The organism is Pseudoalteromonas undina, from assembly GCF_000238275.3.
Lineage (GTDB): Bacteria > Pseudomonadota > Gammaproteobacteria > Enterobacterales > Alteromonadaceae > Pseudoalteromonas > Pseudoalteromonas undina.
On sequence record NZ_AHCF03000003.1, the window covers coordinates 1 to 16,085 of the forward strand.

16 protein-coding genes are annotated in these 16,085 nt (G+C 41.5%); 12 read left to right on the forward strand and 4 right to left on the reverse strand.

Features of this window, described 5'->3' with window-relative positions:
- The first annotated feature begins 6 nt into the window (after positions 1-6).
- On the forward strand, positions 7-1,503 hold the full coding sequence (locus tag PUND_RS03595) for a bifunctional ADP-dependent NAD(P)H-hydrate dehydratase/NAD(P)H-hydrate epimerase (protein WP_010391668.1): 1,497 nt from the start codon (positions 7-9) through the stop codon (positions 1,501-1,503).
- A 56-nt stretch (positions 1,504-1,559) separates the two neighbouring features.
- Here PUND_RS03595 and rnk read toward each other — a convergent pair whose 3' ends face one another.
- The 4 genes from rnk to PUND_RS03615 all read right to left on the reverse strand — a co-directional run bounded on the left by rnk (position 1,560) and on the right by PUND_RS03615 (position 4,724).
- A complete protein-coding gene (rnk, locus tag PUND_RS03600) occupies positions 1,560-1,973 on the reverse strand; it encodes a nucleoside diphosphate kinase regulator (RefSeq protein WP_010391669.1) in 414 nt (137 codons plus the stop codon).
- A gap of 175 nt (positions 1,974-2,148) precedes the next feature.
- Entirely contained in the window at positions 2,149-3,798 is a 1,650-nt protein-coding gene (gene groL / locus PUND_RS03605) for a chaperonin GroEL (RefSeq protein ID WP_010391670.1), read from the reverse strand.
- A gap of 49 nt (positions 3,799-3,847) precedes the next feature.
- On the reverse strand, positions 3,848-4,135 hold the full coding sequence (locus tag PUND_RS03610) for a co-chaperone GroES (RefSeq protein ID WP_008113511.1): 288 nt from the start codon (positions 4,133-4,135) through the stop codon (positions 3,848-3,850).
- Between the two features lie 109 nt (positions 4,136-4,244).
- Positions 4,245-4,724 (reverse strand): FxsA family protein, encoded by a 480-nt coding sequence (locus PUND_RS03615; RefSeq protein ID WP_010391671.1) that lies wholly within the window; start codon positions 4,722-4,724, stop codon positions 4,245-4,247.
- Positions 4,725-4,964: 240 nt separating this feature from the next.
- On the opposite strand from PUND_RS03615, the gene cutA reads away from it, so the two are divergent.
- From cutA to hflX, 11 genes are all read left to right on the forward strand, one after another.
- Positions 4,965-5,285 (forward strand): divalent-cation tolerance protein CutA, encoded by a 321-nt coding sequence (gene cutA, locus PUND_RS03620; RefSeq protein ID WP_010391672.1) that lies wholly within the window; start codon positions 4,965-4,967, stop codon positions 5,283-5,285.
- Positions 5,285-7,090 carry a protein-disulfide reductase DsbD gene (locus PUND_RS03625; RefSeq protein WP_010391674.1) on the forward strand — a complete coding sequence of 602 codons (1,806 nt, stop codon included), beginning with the start codon at positions 5,285-5,287 and terminating at the stop codon, positions 7,088-7,090. The genes cutA and PUND_RS03625 overlap by 1 nt, the downstream gene beginning before the upstream one ends.
- A gap of 229 nt (positions 7,091-7,319) precedes the next feature.
- Entirely contained in the window at positions 7,320-7,772 is a 453-nt protein-coding gene (aroQ, locus tag PUND_RS03630) for a type II 3-dehydroquinate dehydratase (RefSeq protein ID WP_010391676.1), read from the forward strand.
- 33 nt (positions 7,773-7,805) lie between these two features.
- On the forward strand, positions 7,806-8,273 hold the full coding sequence (gene accB, locus PUND_RS03635; protein ID WP_010391678.1) for an acetyl-CoA carboxylase biotin carboxyl carrier protein: 468 nt from the start codon (positions 7,806-7,808) through the stop codon (positions 8,271-8,273).
- A 26-nt stretch (positions 8,274-8,299) separates the two neighbouring features.
- Complete coding sequence (gene accC, locus PUND_RS03640; RefSeq protein WP_010391679.1) at positions 8,300-9,640, forward strand: acetyl-CoA carboxylase biotin carboxylase subunit; 1,341 nt, start codon at positions 8,300-8,302, stop codon at positions 9,638-9,640.
- Positions 9,641-9,766: 126 nt separating this feature from the next.
- Positions 9,767-10,234 carry a tRNA (adenosine(37)-N6)-threonylcarbamoyltransferase complex ATPase subunit type 1 TsaE gene (gene tsaE / locus PUND_RS03645; protein WP_021033095.1) on the forward strand — a complete coding sequence of 156 codons (468 nt, stop codon included), beginning with the start codon at positions 9,767-9,769 and terminating at the stop codon, positions 10,232-10,234.
- 28 nt (positions 10,235-10,262) lie between these two features.
- Entirely contained in the window at positions 10,263-11,606 is a 1,344-nt protein-coding gene (locus PUND_RS03650; RefSeq protein WP_010391681.1) for an N-acetylmuramoyl-L-alanine amidase, read from the forward strand.
- Between the two features lie 30 nt (positions 11,607-11,636).
- A complete protein-coding gene (gene mutL, locus PUND_RS03655) occupies positions 11,637-13,463 on the forward strand; it encodes a DNA mismatch repair endonuclease MutL (RefSeq protein ID WP_010391683.1) in 1,827 nt (608 codons plus the stop codon).
- A gap of 10 nt (positions 13,464-13,473) precedes the next feature.
- On the forward strand, positions 13,474-14,391 hold the full coding sequence (gene miaA / locus PUND_RS03660; protein WP_010391684.1) for a tRNA (adenosine(37)-N6)-dimethylallyltransferase MiaA: 918 nt from the start codon (positions 13,474-13,476) through the stop codon (positions 14,389-14,391).
- 81 nt (positions 14,392-14,472) lie between these two features.
- On the forward strand, positions 14,473-14,736 hold the full coding sequence (hfq, locus tag PUND_RS03665; RefSeq protein WP_008113494.1) for an RNA chaperone Hfq: 264 nt from the start codon (positions 14,473-14,475) through the stop codon (positions 14,734-14,736).
- A 16-nt stretch (positions 14,737-14,752) separates the two neighbouring features.
- On the forward strand, positions 14,753-16,036 hold the full coding sequence (hflX, locus tag PUND_RS03670) for a ribosome rescue GTPase HflX (RefSeq protein WP_010391685.1): 1,284 nt from the start codon (positions 14,753-14,755) through the stop codon (positions 16,034-16,036).
- The last annotated feature ends 49 nt before the right edge of the window (positions 16,037-16,085 follow it).

Below are 16,085 nucleotides of genomic sequence, written 5' to 3' on the forward strand. Positions count from 1 at the left end.
CTGTTTATGTCATTACTACTAACGCCACCTAAGTGCGAGCAATTGACCTATTTGTCAAAACAAATAAAAGGGTATGAAGAACAAGCAGTCCATGCTACCGGCGCAGACCTTTACACGCTGATGCAGCGTGCCGCGGAGGCTGTTTTTTGCTGTTGGAAAACCTTTAATGCAAAACAAACGTTAGTTATTACAGGTAATGGAAATAATGCTGGAGATGGTTATGAGGTAGCTCGGTTAATCAAACAAGCAGATCGGCATGTAGTTGTTTGCGCGATTAATCCGAATAAAGCCTTATCCGGAGATGCAGCAAAAGCACAAAAGCAATGGATTGATTCCGGTGGTGAAATTTGTAACTTTAGCGCTGATGCACTCGATGAGTGTGATGTGATAATTGATGCATTACTCGGTACTGGTCTTGAGAATACGGTACGCGATAATGTTGCTACTATTATTAAAGCGGTAAATGAAAGCACTAAACCTATACTGAGTATTGATGTGCCGTCAGGTATTAATGCAGATACAGGCTGTCCTCAAGGAACAGCCATTATGGCCACCAAAACAATGACATTAGTTGGGATAAAGCAAGGACTCACCACGGCTAAAGGAAAGCAGCATGCCGGGCAGTTGTATTTCGATGAGTTAGGTATTGGGGAGCAATTTATGAAATTAGCCACCCCTTCTGCTCAGATTATCAATATAGACAGCTTTAAACCTTTGCCTGAGCGCTCAGTGAGTAGCCATAAAGGTAGTCATGGAAAGTTATTATGTATAGGAGGAAACCACGGCTCTGCAGGAGCTATTAGATTAAGTGCTGAAAGTGGATTAAGGTCTGGTGCTGGAATGGTAAAAGTGTATACCCATGAACATGCCGTTTTACCTGTGAGCATCGGGCGACCAGAGCTTATGGTAACTAGTGAACACTTGGATGATGCCCTAGCATGGTCAACGTGTGTAGTTATCGGTCCAGGTTTAGGCCAAGATGAATGGGCCCAAAAAACCTTTGAGCAGGCAATCCGTTATTGCCAGCAAAACAATATCCCTACTGTTATTGATGCAGACGCCTTAAACTTATTAGCTAAGCAATCATCTTCTCATAAATTAAATAATACCGTGCTAACGCCTCATCCTGCAGAGGCTGCACGGTTATTAAACTTAACTACCTCTGAGGTTGAGTCTGATCGTTTTTATTATGCTCGACAATGTGCGACCAACTTCGCAGCGACCTCTATTTTAAAGGGCGCAGGTACGCTAATCGATAATACCGAGCATACTTGGATATGTGAAAATGGTAACCCTGGTTTGGCTGTAGGAGGAAGTGGTGATGTGCTTAGTGGTATAGTTGGGGCGTTAATGGCTCAAGGGTTAAATACCAGTGAGGCAGCATGTTATGGCGTTGTGTTACATGCAAAGGCGGGTGATAGAGCCTGTGAACAATCAGGGCAAAGAGGAATGTTAGCCAGTGACTTATTTGCGCATGTAAGAGCACTGATCAATCATAAATAGTAAAAGCAGCAGTGACTGGCTGTGCTAGCTAATGTCTTCGCTGCTTGTTTTGGCTACTATCTGTGAAGCTCACCAGCTCTTTCAGGCTGATAAGTAACTTCTTTGATGGTTACTGTTACTAATCCACCGCCAGGCTTTGGCCATTCAATTTGATCTCCTTGTGAAAGGCCAAGTAATGCACTACCTACAGGGGCTAAGATTGATATTTTGTCGCCAATTGAATCAATATTTTTTGGGTAAACAAGCGTTAAAGTAAACTCTTCGCCTGTAGATTCAACAACAAAGTTCACAGTTGAATTCATGGTTACCACGGTTGCGGGAACTTCGTGTGGCTCCACTATGTTAGCTCTACCAAGTTCTGCTTCAAGTTCTTTTTCACCCGCAAAGCTGTTTGCAGGCAACGACTCCATCAGTGCATACAACCTATCTGCATCCAGCGATGAAATGATAATTTCAGGTTTTGTATTCAACTTAATATCCTTAATCATGTTAAATAAAATTTACTCTGGTATAGCTTGCAGGAACTCAGTTGCATTGGAATACACTGAGTTAATTTTATTGTTGTTTAGTGAATTTATTTTATCTCTATTGCTAAAAACCCAGCCGAAGCTGGGTTTTTATTTGAGCTAAGTGTTTAGGGGATGATTACATCATGCCGCCCATTCCACCCATGCCGCCCATGCCACCCATATCAGGTGCACCAGCTGCTTCTTCTTTAGGAATTTCAGCAACCATAGCCTCTGTAGTGATCATTAGACCAGCAATCGATCCTGCAAATTGTAATGCAGAGCGCGTTACTTTCGTTGGATCTAGGATACCCATTTCAATCATGTCGCTGTATTCGCCAGTGGCTGCATTGTAACCGTAGTTACCTTCTCCGCCTTTAACTGCGTTAATAACAACTGATGCTTCATCGCCTGCGTTTGTAACGATTTGACGAAGTGGTGCTTCCATCGCACGAAGTGCCACTTTAATACCGTGGTTTTGGTCTTCATTGTCGCCAAGTAGCTCAACTAGCTTGCTAGCAGCACGTACTAATGCAACACCACCACCTGGTACTACACCTTCTTCAACCGCTGCGCGAGTTGCATGTAATGCATCTTCAACACGGTCTTTTTTCTCTTTCATTTCAATTTCAGTAGCGGCACCTACTTTGATTACAGCAACACCGCCAGCTAACTTAGCCATGCGCTCTTGTAGCTTTTCTTTATCGTAGTCTGAAGTCGCTTCTTCAATTTGTGTTTTGATTTGAGCAACACGACCGTTGATACCGTCTTCTTCACCAGCACCATCAATGATTGTTGTATCATCTTTAGTGATTACTACGCGCTTAGCTGTACCTAAGTCTTCAACTGTTGCTTTTTCAAGTTCAAGGCCGATTTCTTCAGAAATTACAGTACCGCCAGTTAATACCGCGATATCCTGTAGCATTGCTTTACGACGATCGCCAAAGCCAGGTGCTTTAACCGCTGATACTTTTACAATACCACGCATGTTATTCACTACTAGTGTCGCTAACGCTTCACCTTCAAGGTCTTCTGCGATGATTAGTAGAGGCTTGCTTGCTTTTGCAACCGCTTCTAATGTTGGTAATAATTCACGGATGTTAGATATTTTTTTATCTACAAGTAAGATAAATGGGTTATCTAATTCAACTGCGCCTTTTTCAGCGTTGTTGATGAAGTATGGAGATAAGTAACCACGGTCAAACTGCATGCCTTCTACAACATCTAGTTCGTTTTCAAGTGATTGACCTTCTTCAACCGTGATAACACCAGTATTACGGCCTACTTTTTCCATTGCATCAGCAATGATTTCACCAATCTCTTTATCAGAGTTAGCTGAAATAGTACCTACTTGTGCAATTGCTTTAGTATCAGAACATGGAACAGAAAGAGCTTTAAGTTCTGCTGTTGCAGCAATGATTGCTTTATCAATACCGCGCTTAAGATCCATTGGGTTCATACCCGCAGCAACCGCTTTAAGACCTTCGTTAACAATAGATTGAGCAAGCACGGTTGCGGTAGTGGTACCGTCACCAGCAGCATCATTTGCTTTAGACGCTACTTCTTTAACCATTTGTGCGCCCATGTTTTCAAACTTGTCTTCAAGTTCGATTTCTTTAGCTACAGATACACCATCTTTAGTGATTACTGGGGAGCCAAATGATTTGTCTAGTACAACGTTACGACCTTTAGGGCCCAATGTTACTTTTACTGCGTTTGCTAAAATGTTTACGCCAGTTAGCATTTTTGCACGTGCGTCGCCTGCAAACAGTACTTCTTTTGCTGCCATGTTTAATTTCCTCTAAATTCTTAAAATGTGTGTTAAACGAAAAGTAGGTTTAGCCTACAATGCCTAAAATATTATCTTCACGCATGATCAGGTATTCTTGACCTTCGATCTTTTCAGTTTTTTCAACATATGAGCCAAATAACACAGTGTCACCGGCTTTCACTTCTAACGCGCGAACGTCACCGTTTTCTAAAACGCGACCATTACCTACGGCAACAACTTCTCCACGAGTTGATTTTTCAGCTGCAGAGCCAGTTAATACAATACCGCCAGCAGACTTGGTTTCTTCTTCTAGACGCTTGATGATTACGCGATCTTGTAAAGGACGAATGTTCATGTTTTTAGTTCTCCTAACAGTTTCTGAACAGTACAGAAAAAAGTGTATCTAATTTGCTTTCATTAATGGGGGTAGAGTGAAAAATTCCAAGAGAAAAAATGATAAATTTTTAATCTTTTCGCTCGTATTCACCATCTATAGTATTGGGACGGTTTTCATCTTGCTCATGATGCATTGATTGATGAGGTTGTGAAAATCCTGAAGTACCTGTTTGATGCATACTAGCGCTCATTCTCACCGTTGCTTGGCTGGCAAGCCCTGCGGCTAATTTATTGCGAATAGCTGGAGTAAGAAGTAGTAGGCCAAATACATCCGTCATAATGCCGGGTGTTAATAAAAGTACACCAGCAATAATCACACAAATACCCGTAAACAACTCTTTAGCCGGCATTTGCCCTTGAGCCATTTGCACTTGTACGTTTTGTAGTGCGCCCATTCCTTGCTGTTTCACCATTTTCGCACCCACAATCGCGGTTAGTACCACTAAAGCGATTGTTGCGAAGCCACCTATCACGTCACTAACCTGAATTAGTAAGGCAATTTCAATAATTGGGATGATGATAAACAGCAAAAATAAAATTCTAAACATAAGACTCTCTAAAAAAATGACACTTATTAAGGTGCTAATGAAATATAAGTGAGGGTTGTCGGGTCTATTTTCAAGCTAATAAGAGTAAGTAATAAACTTTAATGTAAGTAAAGTTGCAGGTGGCGGGTCTAAATCAATTTACTGCAAAGACCCAAAATGTAGACAGAGTTCGTGTCTACACATTACACCCGCTATCAGCTACTATGGGGCTAGACCCCCGTAAACAAGTAAAGGTTCACTATGACAACGCAATTTAAACTTATTTTTACCACTTGCAAAGATAACGATGAAGCCCGTTTATTAGCTATGGCGCTAATAGAAAAGAAACTAGCCGCTTGTGTAAATATTTTACCGGCCATGAGTTCTATTTACATATGGGAAGGTGAAGTAGCCGAGGCAACTGAAGTAAAGCTACTAATTAAAACAAAGGCTGACAAAATGAACGATGTATTTTTAACCTTAAAAGATCTTCACAGCTACGAAGTACCAGAAATACAAGTTGTTGATGTGGCAACGGGTAACTTGGCTTACTTTAATTGGATGGATGAGGTGCTTCATTAATGCGCTTTATTTTATTTTTTTTATTAAGTGTTTTAATGGCGCCTGCTTGGGCGGCACAAAATACCCTTGATGATTTTCTCAAACCTACTCAGCATACATTTTTACCGGTCAATGAAGCGTTTGTATTTGATTTTGACCAGCAAGGCAGCACGTTATTTGTTGGTTGGGATATCGCTGATGACTATTATTTATATAAAGATAAAATAGAAATTATTGCCAAAGGTGCCAGCATTGACGTGCCTGAGTTGGGCTCTGGTGAAGTTATTGAAGATGAGTTTTTTGGTAAAACTGAAGTGTTTTTTAATTCTCTCAGTATTATCAGCAAGCTGAGTAATGTGAGTGAAGATGGCGTTGTTAAGGTGCGTTATCAGGGCTGTGCAAAAGCAGGGCTGTGTTATCCACCTGAAATCATCAGCATTCCATTAAGTGTACTGGCAAGTGAAACTAATACTAATGAAAATACAGCAGCAAGTAGTGCATTTACGGCACTTAGCCAACCTGTAGAAAAACCTGTTACTACAGCAACACCCGAGAAAGAGCTCACCTTTACAGAGCAGTTAGCCAGCCAAAGCTTAATGGTTAATTTAGCTATATTTTTTGCTGTGGGCGTAGGTTTGGCATTTACACCGTGTGTATTTCCGATGTTTCCTATTTTATCTAGCTTAATTGCGGGTCAAAAGAACCTGTCTACCAAAAAAGCATTTGCCCTATCATTTGTTTATATTCAAGGTATGGCGGTTACCTATGCCGCATTGGGGTTAGTGGTTGCTGCATTAGGCGGCCAAGTACAAGGTTACTTACAGCACCCATATGTATTGATAAGTTTTAGCTTATTGTTTGTGTTGTTGGCTATGTCGATGTTCGGTTGGTACGAAATAAAGTTACCTAGCGGCATGATGAACAAGCTAACCCAAGTGAGTAACAACCAAAAAGGCGGTAACTACATTGGGGTATTCCTGATGGGGGTTTTATCAGGGCTTATTGCATCACCTTGTACCACTGCGCCTTTATCAGCCGCATTATTATTTGTGGCACAAAGCGGCGATTACTTAGTGGGTGGACTAACGCTTTATGTACTTAGCCTAGGAATGGGTTTACCGTTGTTACTCCTTGGTACATCGGGAGGTAAGTTATTACCGAAAGCTGGCGGATGGATGGAACAAGTTAAAACCTTATTTGGTTTTATTATGTTAGTTGTGCCACTTATTTTGTTAGAGCGAATTATCGATATCGAGATAATTTTACTATTAGCAGGTCTATTAGCTATCGCCACAGCGCTTTATTTTCATCATTGGCAAAGCGCCCAAGCACAAGGTAAATTAAAAACCTTATTGTGGGTTATTGCTGTTTTATTAGTGCTTACGGGCTTTAATTTAACCAAAAATTATTTTTGGCCAACACAAAACGTGAGCTTGCAAACAACCACGCAAAGCAATGAGTTTAAGCACGTTGCTAACTTAGCCGAGTTGAAGCAAGCAGTTTCACACGCAAATAGTGAGGGTCGTATGGTAATGGTGGACTTATACGCTGACTGGTGTGTAGCGTGTAAAGAGTTTGAGCATTACACATTTCCTGACCCGCAAGTGCAAAGTGAGTTTAGCCATTATCAACTGATTCAAATTGACTTAACCCAAAGCGATAATGAAACAATTGAGCTAATGGAAGCATATTCAGTGTTTGGTTTACCGAGTATTTTATTCTTCAATACTCAAGGTGAAGAGTTAAGTACACAACGTGTAACTGGCTTTTTAAATGCAGATGATTTTGCTAAGCACCTAGCTGCAGTGCGTGCCAGCGCTGAATAACCATTCTTTATGGCACAACATGATTGGTAATGTTGTGCCACTATTCTCCCCTTAAGATAGTCCCCGAAATAGAGATTAGACCAGTATTTTGCTGCTATTTACTTCGAAATCACTATAATAGTTGGTTAACGTGAGAAATTGTTGCTATCTTACTTTTTTCTGCTTACTTTTTAGAGAAAAACTAGTTGGTAACCGCTTAACTCATTACTTATAGGATATATCGCGTATTATGGCTGCAAAATTAAAGATTTTAGTTATAAATGGCCCAAATTTAAACATGCTAGGAAAGCGTGAACCTGATAAGTACGGTTCGCATTCTTTAGAGCATATTGTGAGCGAGTTAAACAGCGCTGCTAATAGTTTAGGTGTGGAGTTAACGCATTTTCAAAGTAATAGTGAACAAGCGCTCATTGAACGCATTCATGATGCTTGGCAAGCGGTTGATTACATAATAATTAACCCTGCAGCATTTACGCACACAAGCGTCGCATTACGTGATGCATTGCTAAGCGTTGATATTCCGTTTTTTGAAGTGCACTTAAGTAATGTGCATGCACGTGAAACGTTTCGCCATCATTCTTATTTTTCTGATGTGGCGCAAGGCGTTATTTGTGGATTAGGTGCAATGGGTTATCACGCTGCTTTAAATGCAGCAGTCAGCCGATTGCAAAACTCAAACTAAATTTAAACTAACAAACTAATAGGCGGGTCGTTTATGGATATTCGCAAGATCAAAAAACTAATTGAATTAGTAGAAGAATCAGGTATTGCAGAACTAGAAATCACTGAAGGTGAAGAATCAGTACGTATTAACCGTAATAACATGAGTGCCGGTCCTGCGTACGCGCAATTCGCACCTCAGCAATACGCCCCAGCAGCACCTGCTCCAGCAGCGACTGCACCATCAGCACCTGCAGCCGTAGAGTCTGAAGCACCTGCAGGCCCTACAGGTCATCAAGTTAAATCACCTATGGTAGGTTCTTTTTACGCAGCAGCTTCTCCAGAAGCACCTGCATATGTTGAAGTGGGTTCTCAGGTTAAAGTTGGCGACACGCTATGTATCGTTGAAGCAATGAAAATGATGAACCAAATTGAGTCAGATAAAGCCGGTACAGTAAAAGCTATCTTAGTAGAAAACGGCGAGCCAGTAGAATTTGATCAACCTTTATTCATCATTGAATAATAGCGCAACGTAAAAGGCCAACTCTCATGTTAGATAAAGTAGTCATTGCAAACCGAGGTGAAATTGCACTTCGTATATTGCGCGCCTGCAAAGAGCTTGGGATCAAAACGGTTGCTGTGCATTCAACGGCGGATCGCGATCTTAAGCACGTATTACTAGCAGATGAAACCATCTGTATTGGTAAACCAGCAGCAACTGAAAGTTACTTAGACATTCCACGCATTATTGCCGCAGCAGAAATTACTGATGCGGTCGCTATACACCCAGGTTATGGTTTTCTTGCTGAAAATGCAGACTTTGCCGACCAAGTTGAGCAAAGTGGCTTTGTATTTATCGGTCCTCGTGGCGATACTATTCGTCTAATGGGCGATAAAGTATCGGCAATCGAAGCGATGCGTAAAGCGGGTGTTCCTTGTGTACCTGGCTCTGATGGTCCGGTATCGGATGATAAAGAACGCAACATGCAAATTGCTAAGCGTATTGGTTACCCAGTAATTATTAAAGCAGCTGGCGGCGGCGGTGGCCGCGGTATGCGTGTTGTTCGCAACGAAGCTGAGTTAATCAATTCAATTTCGCTTACGCAACAAGAAGCAAAGCAGTTCTTTGGCAACAGCATGGTTTACATGGAGAAATTCCTTGAAAACCCACGTCACATTGAAGTACAAGTATTGGCCGACGGTCAAGGCAATGCGGTTCACTTAGGTGAGCGTGATTGTTCAATGCAGCGTCGTCACCAAAAAGTAGTTGAAGAAGCACCAGCACCAGGGATTACTGCAGAAGTACGTAAGTTCATTGGTGAGCGTTGTACTCGCGCATGTATTGAAATTGGTTATCGTGGTGCGGGTACGTTTGAGTTTTTATACGAGAACGGTGAATTTTACTTCATTGAAATGAATACCCGTATTCAGGTTGAGCACCCTGTAACTGAAATGGTTACCGGTGTTGATTTAATCAAAGAGCAGTTAAAAATTGCCGCTGGTCAGCCTTTGTCATTCACTCAAGAAGATGTGGTTATTCGTGGTCATGCTATTGAGTGTCGTATTAATGCTGAAGACCCAGAAACCTTTATTCCATCGCCAGGTAAGATCACCCGTTTTCACCCAGCTGGTGGTTTAGGTATTCGTTGGGACAGTCATATTTACGCTGACTACACCGTTCCTCCACATTACGATTCTATGATTGGTAAGCTGATCACTTACGGTGAAAACCGTGATGTCGCTATCGCCCGAGCACGTAATGCGCTTAATGAACTCGTTATCGATGGTATTAAAACCAATACGCCACTGCATAAACGTATTCTTGCAGATGAAAACTTCAAAAATGGTGGTACAAATATCCACTACCTTGAGAAGAAATTAGGACTGTAAAGTCCATGCTAATTAAAAACCGGCTTAAGCCGGTTTTTTTATCTTTAAAAAAGAGGCAGTATCACCTTAAATAAATAATCTGGTATGATTAACAAATATGCGCTTTTCGTAAATTTTGAGGTAATCATGTCGTGTAGTTTTAATTTTCATTTAGTCGATGAAAATGCCACTGTTGCTATGGGTAATAAATTAGCTGCCATAATAGAGCAGGGCGCAGTTATTTATTTGCATGGTGACTTAGGGGCCGGTAAAACGACATTTACTCGCGGTATAGTGCAAGGTTTTGGTCATACAGGTAAGGTTAAAAGTCCCACCTATACACTTGTTGAACCCTACGAGCTTGTACGTGGCAATGTTTATCATTTTGACTTATATCGATTAGGTGACCCAGAAGAGCTTGAATTTATGGGGATTCGCGATTATTTTTCAGAAACTGCAACTTGTATAGTTGAGTGGCCGGAAAAAGGCGGAGAATTTATTCCTGTTCCCGATCTAAATGCTACGCTAAGTTATGTAGGTGATGAGCGTAAAATTGTTATTAACAGTGCGAGTGAGCGTGGTGTAGCAATTGTCAAAAAACTAAATAATAGATAATAAAATAGTTAAGGCAGTGATTATCAAAATGAGTCGTGGTTTAGTTAAACTTTTTATTTACCTCATGGTTTTTACAGTGAGCTTGCCATTGTGGGCGCAAAACACTATTAATAGTGTGCGTGTCTGGCCATCACCTGATAGCACTCGGGTGGTGTTTGATCTCGATGATAAACCCGACTTCAGTTACTTTATGCTAAAAAACCCAAGTCGTTTAGTGGTTGATTTAGAAAACACTGATGAATTAAAAACATTGCCAGGTGTGCCACCAAAACACCAAATTGTTAGCAAGTTACGTTATTCAAAACCTAAAAATAAACGCAGCGTGCGTTTAGTGTTTGAATTAAATGGGCCAGTTAAACCGGTTATATTTGCACTTGCCCCCACAGGCCCTTATAAAAACAGGTTGGTGGTCGACTTATACGACAAAAGTCAATCAAAAGGGGCGGTTAGTCCGGCACAAACAGCGGCTAAAAAACGCCAGTTAAGCCAAGAACGCGACATTGTAATTGCCATTGATGCAGGTCATGGTGGTGAAGACCCAGGCTCCATTGGCCCATCAGGTACTTACGAAAAAGACATCACTTTGCAAATTGCCAAGCGTTTAGAGCGCATGATTGATGCTGAGCGCGGTATGATTTCGCGTATGGTTCGCAGTGGCGATTACTTTGTTAAACTTAATACACGAACTAATCGCGCTCGCCAGAAAAAAGCCGATTTTTTTGTCTCTATTCATGCAGATGCGTTTACCAGTCCGGGACCCAATGGTGCTTCTGTATGGGTGTTGTCGCTGCGACGCGCCAACTCAGAAATAGGTAAATGGATTGAGGATAAAGAAAAACACTCAGAGTTACTTGGCGGTGCTGCCGATGTAATTAAAGATGCTGCAAATGAAAAGTACTTAGCACAAGCCTTGCTTGATATGTCGATGGATCATTCCATGAAAACAGGGCTAAGTGTTGCAGATGAAGTGATAAAAGAATTAAAAAAAGTAGCAAAAATGCACAAAAAGGCACCGCAACATGCCAGCCTTGCAGTATTGAAGTCGCCAGATATTCCGTCTATTTTGGTTGAAACTGGGTTTATCTCTAATCCCCGTGAAGAACGACTACTAAAAAGCGCCAATCACCAAGAGCGTTTGGCGAAAGCGATGTTTACCTCAATTAAAAATTACTATTTACGCAACCCGCCTGACGACTCACTGTTTGCGTCATTAAAGTCTCAATACCCAACAAAGCACAAGGTACGTCCGGGGGAGTCACTGAGTATGTTGGCTGGTCGATATGGCGTTAGTATCAGTAAAATAAAACAGGTTAATAAGCTCAGTTCAAATACGCTATTTATTGGCCAGGAACTTGATATTCCTCAGAGTTAATTTTAAAAGCGCACAACATTTAAGGTTTTTATGAGTATTGAAATATTACCTGCGCGCTTGGCAAACCAAATTGCGGCGGGTGAAGTTGTTGAGCGTCCCGCGTCGGTGGTTAAAGAGTTAGTAGAAAATAGCCTAGATGCAGGTGCGACACGTATTCAAATAGATATTGAACGCGGTGGTCATAAGCTGATTCGAATTCGTGATAATGGTTCAGGCATTGCAAAAGAGGAGCTCACATTAGCGCTTTCTCGCCATGCTACCAGTAAACTAAAGTCGCTCGATGACTTAGAAAATATTTGCTCTTTAGGCTTTAGAGGCGAAGCTCTCGCGTCTATTAGCTCGGTATCTCGCTTAACCTTAAGCTCTAAGCCCGAACAGCAAGAAGCCGCTTGGCAAGCCTTTGCACAAGGCAGAGATATGGCCGTAGAGGTAAAGCCTGTGGCACATCCCAGCGGTACCACAATTGAAGTAAAAGATTTATTTTTTAATACCCCAGCACGGCGTAAGTTTTTACGTACCGAAAAAACTGAGTTTAGCCATATTGATGAGCTTATAAAGCGGATTGCGCTGAGTCGCTTTGACGTATCAATTACGTTAACCCATAACGAAAAAGTGGTGCGGCAGTATCGCGCTAAAACCGATCCTGCTCAAGCGATTACACGAGTTGCCCAAGTTGCGGGTAAAGCGTTTGCAGAACAGGGACTGCATATTCAATCAGGTGAAGCAGGGCTGCAACTACATGGCTGGGTGCTGCCGGTTGGCTCGGCCAATACCACACAGTACACCTATGTAAATAATCGTATGATGCGCGATAAACTTATTTTGCACGCTATTCGCCAAGCATTTGAAGAAGTCAGCGGTGAGCAAGAGTTACCCGGGTTTGTGATTTATATTGATATAGATCCACGTCAAGTAGATGTGAACGTACATCCTGCTAAACATGAGGTGCGCTTTCATCAAGGGCGCTTAGTACACGACTTCATTTTGCAAGCGATAAAACAAGTTGTTGTGCCCCTGCAAGCTGAGTTTTCAAGCTCCAGTGAAGCTAATGATAATAGCCCACCAGTGGCTGCATTTAATGCACACACTACTACCAGTAGTGAACCGTTTGATTACCCTAAGTCGTCATTACAGCCTAGTCGGTCATCTTCAGCGCATAGCACAACTTATAGTGGTGCAACTCAAGGTGCAGGTAATCAACAACGTGCTGAAAGTCGAAATTACCATGACGTAAATGCGTTTTATCAAGGTGTGAGTGAGCAGCAAGCACATCACTTTGATAATCCAGCACCATTTGTGCAATCAGATGAGACTCAAGTATCAGATACAGCGCTTCGTACTGTCGATATAATAACCATTGAACAGGGCGCTTGTGTGTTTAATGATGAAAACCAACTTTATTGTTCACACTTTAAATATGCGCTAGCGGATGATTGGCTTGCACAAATTAAAGAGCAAGGCAGCCTTGAGGGCAAAGCATTGTTATTACCCGTACGGGTCAATGTCTCAAAACAAGATATCGAACTGCTGGCTACGCAACAATCATGGTTTACTTTGCTTGGCTTTGAACTTTTAATTGAAAAACAATTTGTTATGGTTAAGAAGCTGCCTGTTTGCTTGTACTTACTTGACGTGAGTACCGCGGTAGATGCCTTACTTGATGGGTGTAAAGCTCAGTTAGAAAGTATTGATCAGTGGCTAGCGTGGCAGGTAAATGTAATACCTACACGGTTCTATGCCAGTAAAGCCTTTGCAGTACAGCAAACTCGCTTACAAAATAATGCGCAAACAATTGAACGTTTACGTGAAAAAGCAGTTAAAATAGATCTAAAGTCTTATCTAGCGCAATTTAATTAGGGTATTCGTGTTGAGTAATTTACCGGTCATATTTTTAATGGGCCCCACCGCTGCTGGTAAAACAGCATTGGCAATTTCACTGTGTGAGCATTTAAATACTGAAATTATCAGCGTTGATTCGGCACTGGTTTATAAAGGTATGGATATTGGTACCGCTAAACCGGATGCCGACGAACTAGCACGTGCACCCCATCACCTAATTAATTTACTCGACCCAAGCGAAACCTATTCAGTAGCTGATTTTAGACGCGATGCGATAGAAAAAATTGATAAATTTCATCAACAAGGTAAAGTGCCTGTACTGGTTGGAGGTACAATGATGTACTTTAAAGCCCTTATTGATGGATTATCCCCTCTACCAGAGGCTGATGAGCAGATAAGAGCTGAGCTTGAAGTACAGGCGAAACAGTACGGTTGGCCACATTTATATCAAGAGCTATTAAAAGTAGATCCACAAGCTGCGAAAAAGATGAGTGAAAATGATTCACAACGAATTAATCGCGCTTTAGAGGTTTACCGTATAACAGGTAAAACAATGACTGAATTGCAAAAGCAAAAACAGCCACCTTTACCCTATACTTTTCATCAATTTGCTATTGCTCCAGATGATCGTAAAGAGTTACATCAGCGAATTGCAGAAAGGTTTAAAATAATGATTGAACAGGGGTTTGAAAAAGAAGTTTCGACCCTATATCTACGTGAGGATTTACATCCCAATATGCCTTCTATTCGTTGTGTAGGTTATAGACAGATGTGGGATTACCTTGCGGGTGAAATAGACCATGATGAAATGGTTTTTCGCGGTATTGCTGCCACTCGTCAATTGGCTAAGCGTCAATTAACGTGGTTAAGAAGTTGGCCTGACGTTACGTGGTTAACAACCGGTGATGAAGAAAACTTGCATCGTGTAGTAAGTTCGCTAAGCTAGTAGTAGCTGGACAAAATTTAGCTTTATTAAATTAGTTCAGCCACTTAATTATAATAACACCTAGAACGAAGGAATAATAACATGGCAAAAGGCCAATCGTTACAAGACCCATTTTTAAATGCATTACGCCGCGAGCGCATTCCAGTATCAATTTTTTTGGTAAATGGCATAAAATTACAAGGTAAAATTCAGTCATTTGACCAATTTGTAATTTTACTGGAAAACACTGTTAATCAAATGGTGTATAAACATGCAATTTCAACAGTTGTACCTGCACGCGCAGTCAACTTCCAAGGTGTACAGGGAAATGAAGACACTGAAGAAACTGAACCAGGAAACTTTTAAATTAGGAGCGTAATGCTTGTTTGACCGCTATGAATCTGGCGAACAGGCAATTTTAGTCCATATCGACCTACCTAAAGATGGGGATCGCGAAGATCTTCATGAATTAGAAATGTTGGTATCTTCTGCTGGTGTTAGTAGTTTGGCGGTTGTGCAAGGCAGCCGTCAAGCACCACATCCCAAGCTATTTGTCGGTACCGGCAAAGCGGAAGAAATAGCTGAAATTGTCAAAATCCACAATGCCGATGTTGTCATTTTTAACCATCAGTTGAGTCCGTCTCAAGAACGCAATTTAGAGCGTGTTTGCCAATGTCGGGTACTTGATAGAACAACACTTATTCTTGATATTTTTGCTCAGCGTGCCCGTACTCATGAAGGTAAACTTCAGGTTGAGTTGGCGCAGCTTCGTCACATGTCTACACGTTTAATTCGTGGTTGGACCCACCTTGAGCGCCAAAAAGGGGGGATAGGCTTACGTGGTCCGGGTGAAACGCAGCTAGAAACCGATCGACGTTTATTGCGCGCACGTATTAAAAATATTCGTGCTCGACTTGCGAAAGTGGCTGTACAGCGTGAGCAAGGTCGACGTGCTCGTACGCGCAATGAAATTCCAACAGTGTCGCTGGTGGGTTACACTAATGCCGGAAAATCAACACTGTTTAATTATATTACCGATTCAGATGTATATGCAGCCGATCAGTTATTCGCCACACTAGATCCAACACTGCGTAAACTCGATATTGGTGATGTTGGTTCTGTTATTTTAGCCGATACTGTAGGGTTTATTCGACACTTACCGCATGATTTGGTAGCTGCATTTAAAGCAACTCTGACCGAGACGCGTGAAGCCGATTTACAACTGCATGTGATAGATGTAGCTGATCCTCGCCGAAAAGAAAATATTGAACAGGTACAAGAAGTCCTCAAAGAAATTGAAGCCGACGAGGTACCGCAGTTATTAGTTTATAACAAAATTGATGCGCTGGATGAGGTAACGCCACGTATTGATCGTGATGACGAGGGCCAACCTATAAGGGTATGGCTATCTGCAAAAACTGGCGAAGGCTGTGAATTACTTAGTGAAGCTATTAGCGATTTACTCGCTAAGCAAATGCTTAATGAAACGTTATTACTCGCACCACAATATGGGCGTTTAAGAGCATCACTATTTAATTTAAGTGCAGTACACAATGAGCGGTTTGATGAACAAGGTAATTGGTTGCTTGATGTACGATTGCCTATGATTGAGTGGAACCGTTTAATTAAAGATTTTGGTCCTGAAATTGAAAGTTTTATTAGCTGAGATTAAAAACTGCAAGATTAATGTCGGTTTTAGTATAAGAAACGCAGAA

Coding starts and splice junctions, on each gene's coding strand:
- mutL (WP_010391683.1), top strand. CDS start 11,637: ATGAGTATTGAAATATTACCTGCGCGCTTGGCAAACCAAATTGCGGCG.
- accB (WP_010391678.1), top strand. CDS start 7,806: ATGGATATTCGCAAGATCAAAAAACTAATTGAATTAGTAGAAGAATCA.
- PUND_RS03625 (WP_010391674.1), top strand. CDS start 5,285: ATGCGCTTTATTTTATTTTTTTTATTAAGTGTTTTAATGGCGCCTGCT.
- groL (WP_010391670.1), bottom strand. CDS start 3,798: ATGGCAGCAAAAGAAGTACTGTTTGCAGGCGACGCACGTGCAAAAATG.
- cutA (WP_010391672.1), top strand. CDS start 4,965: ATGACAACGCAATTTAAACTTATTTTTACCACTTGCAAAGATAACGAT.
- accC (WP_010391679.1), top strand. CDS start 8,300: ATGTTAGATAAAGTAGTCATTGCAAACCGAGGTGAAATTGCACTTCGT.
- PUND_RS03595 (WP_010391668.1), top strand. CDS start 7: ATGTCATTACTACTAACGCCACCTAAGTGCGAGCAATTGACCTATTTG.
- tsaE (WP_021033095.1), top strand. CDS start 9,767: ATGTCGTGTAGTTTTAATTTTCATTTAGTCGATGAAAATGCCACTGTT.
- PUND_RS03610 (WP_008113511.1), bottom strand. CDS start 4,135: ATGAACATTCGTCCTTTACAAGATCGCGTAATCATCAAGCGTCTAGAA.
- PUND_RS03615 (WP_010391671.1), bottom strand. CDS start 4,724: ATGTTTAGAATTTTATTTTTGCTGTTTATCATCATCCCAATTATTGAA.
- aroQ (WP_010391676.1), top strand. CDS start 7,320: ATGGCTGCAAAATTAAAGATTTTAGTTATAAATGGCCCAAATTTAAAC.
- hfq (WP_008113494.1), top strand. CDS start 14,473: ATGGCAAAAGGCCAATCGTTACAAGACCCATTTTTAAATGCATTACGC.
- PUND_RS03650 (WP_010391681.1), top strand. CDS start 10,263: ATGAGTCGTGGTTTAGTTAAACTTTTTATTTACCTCATGGTTTTTACA.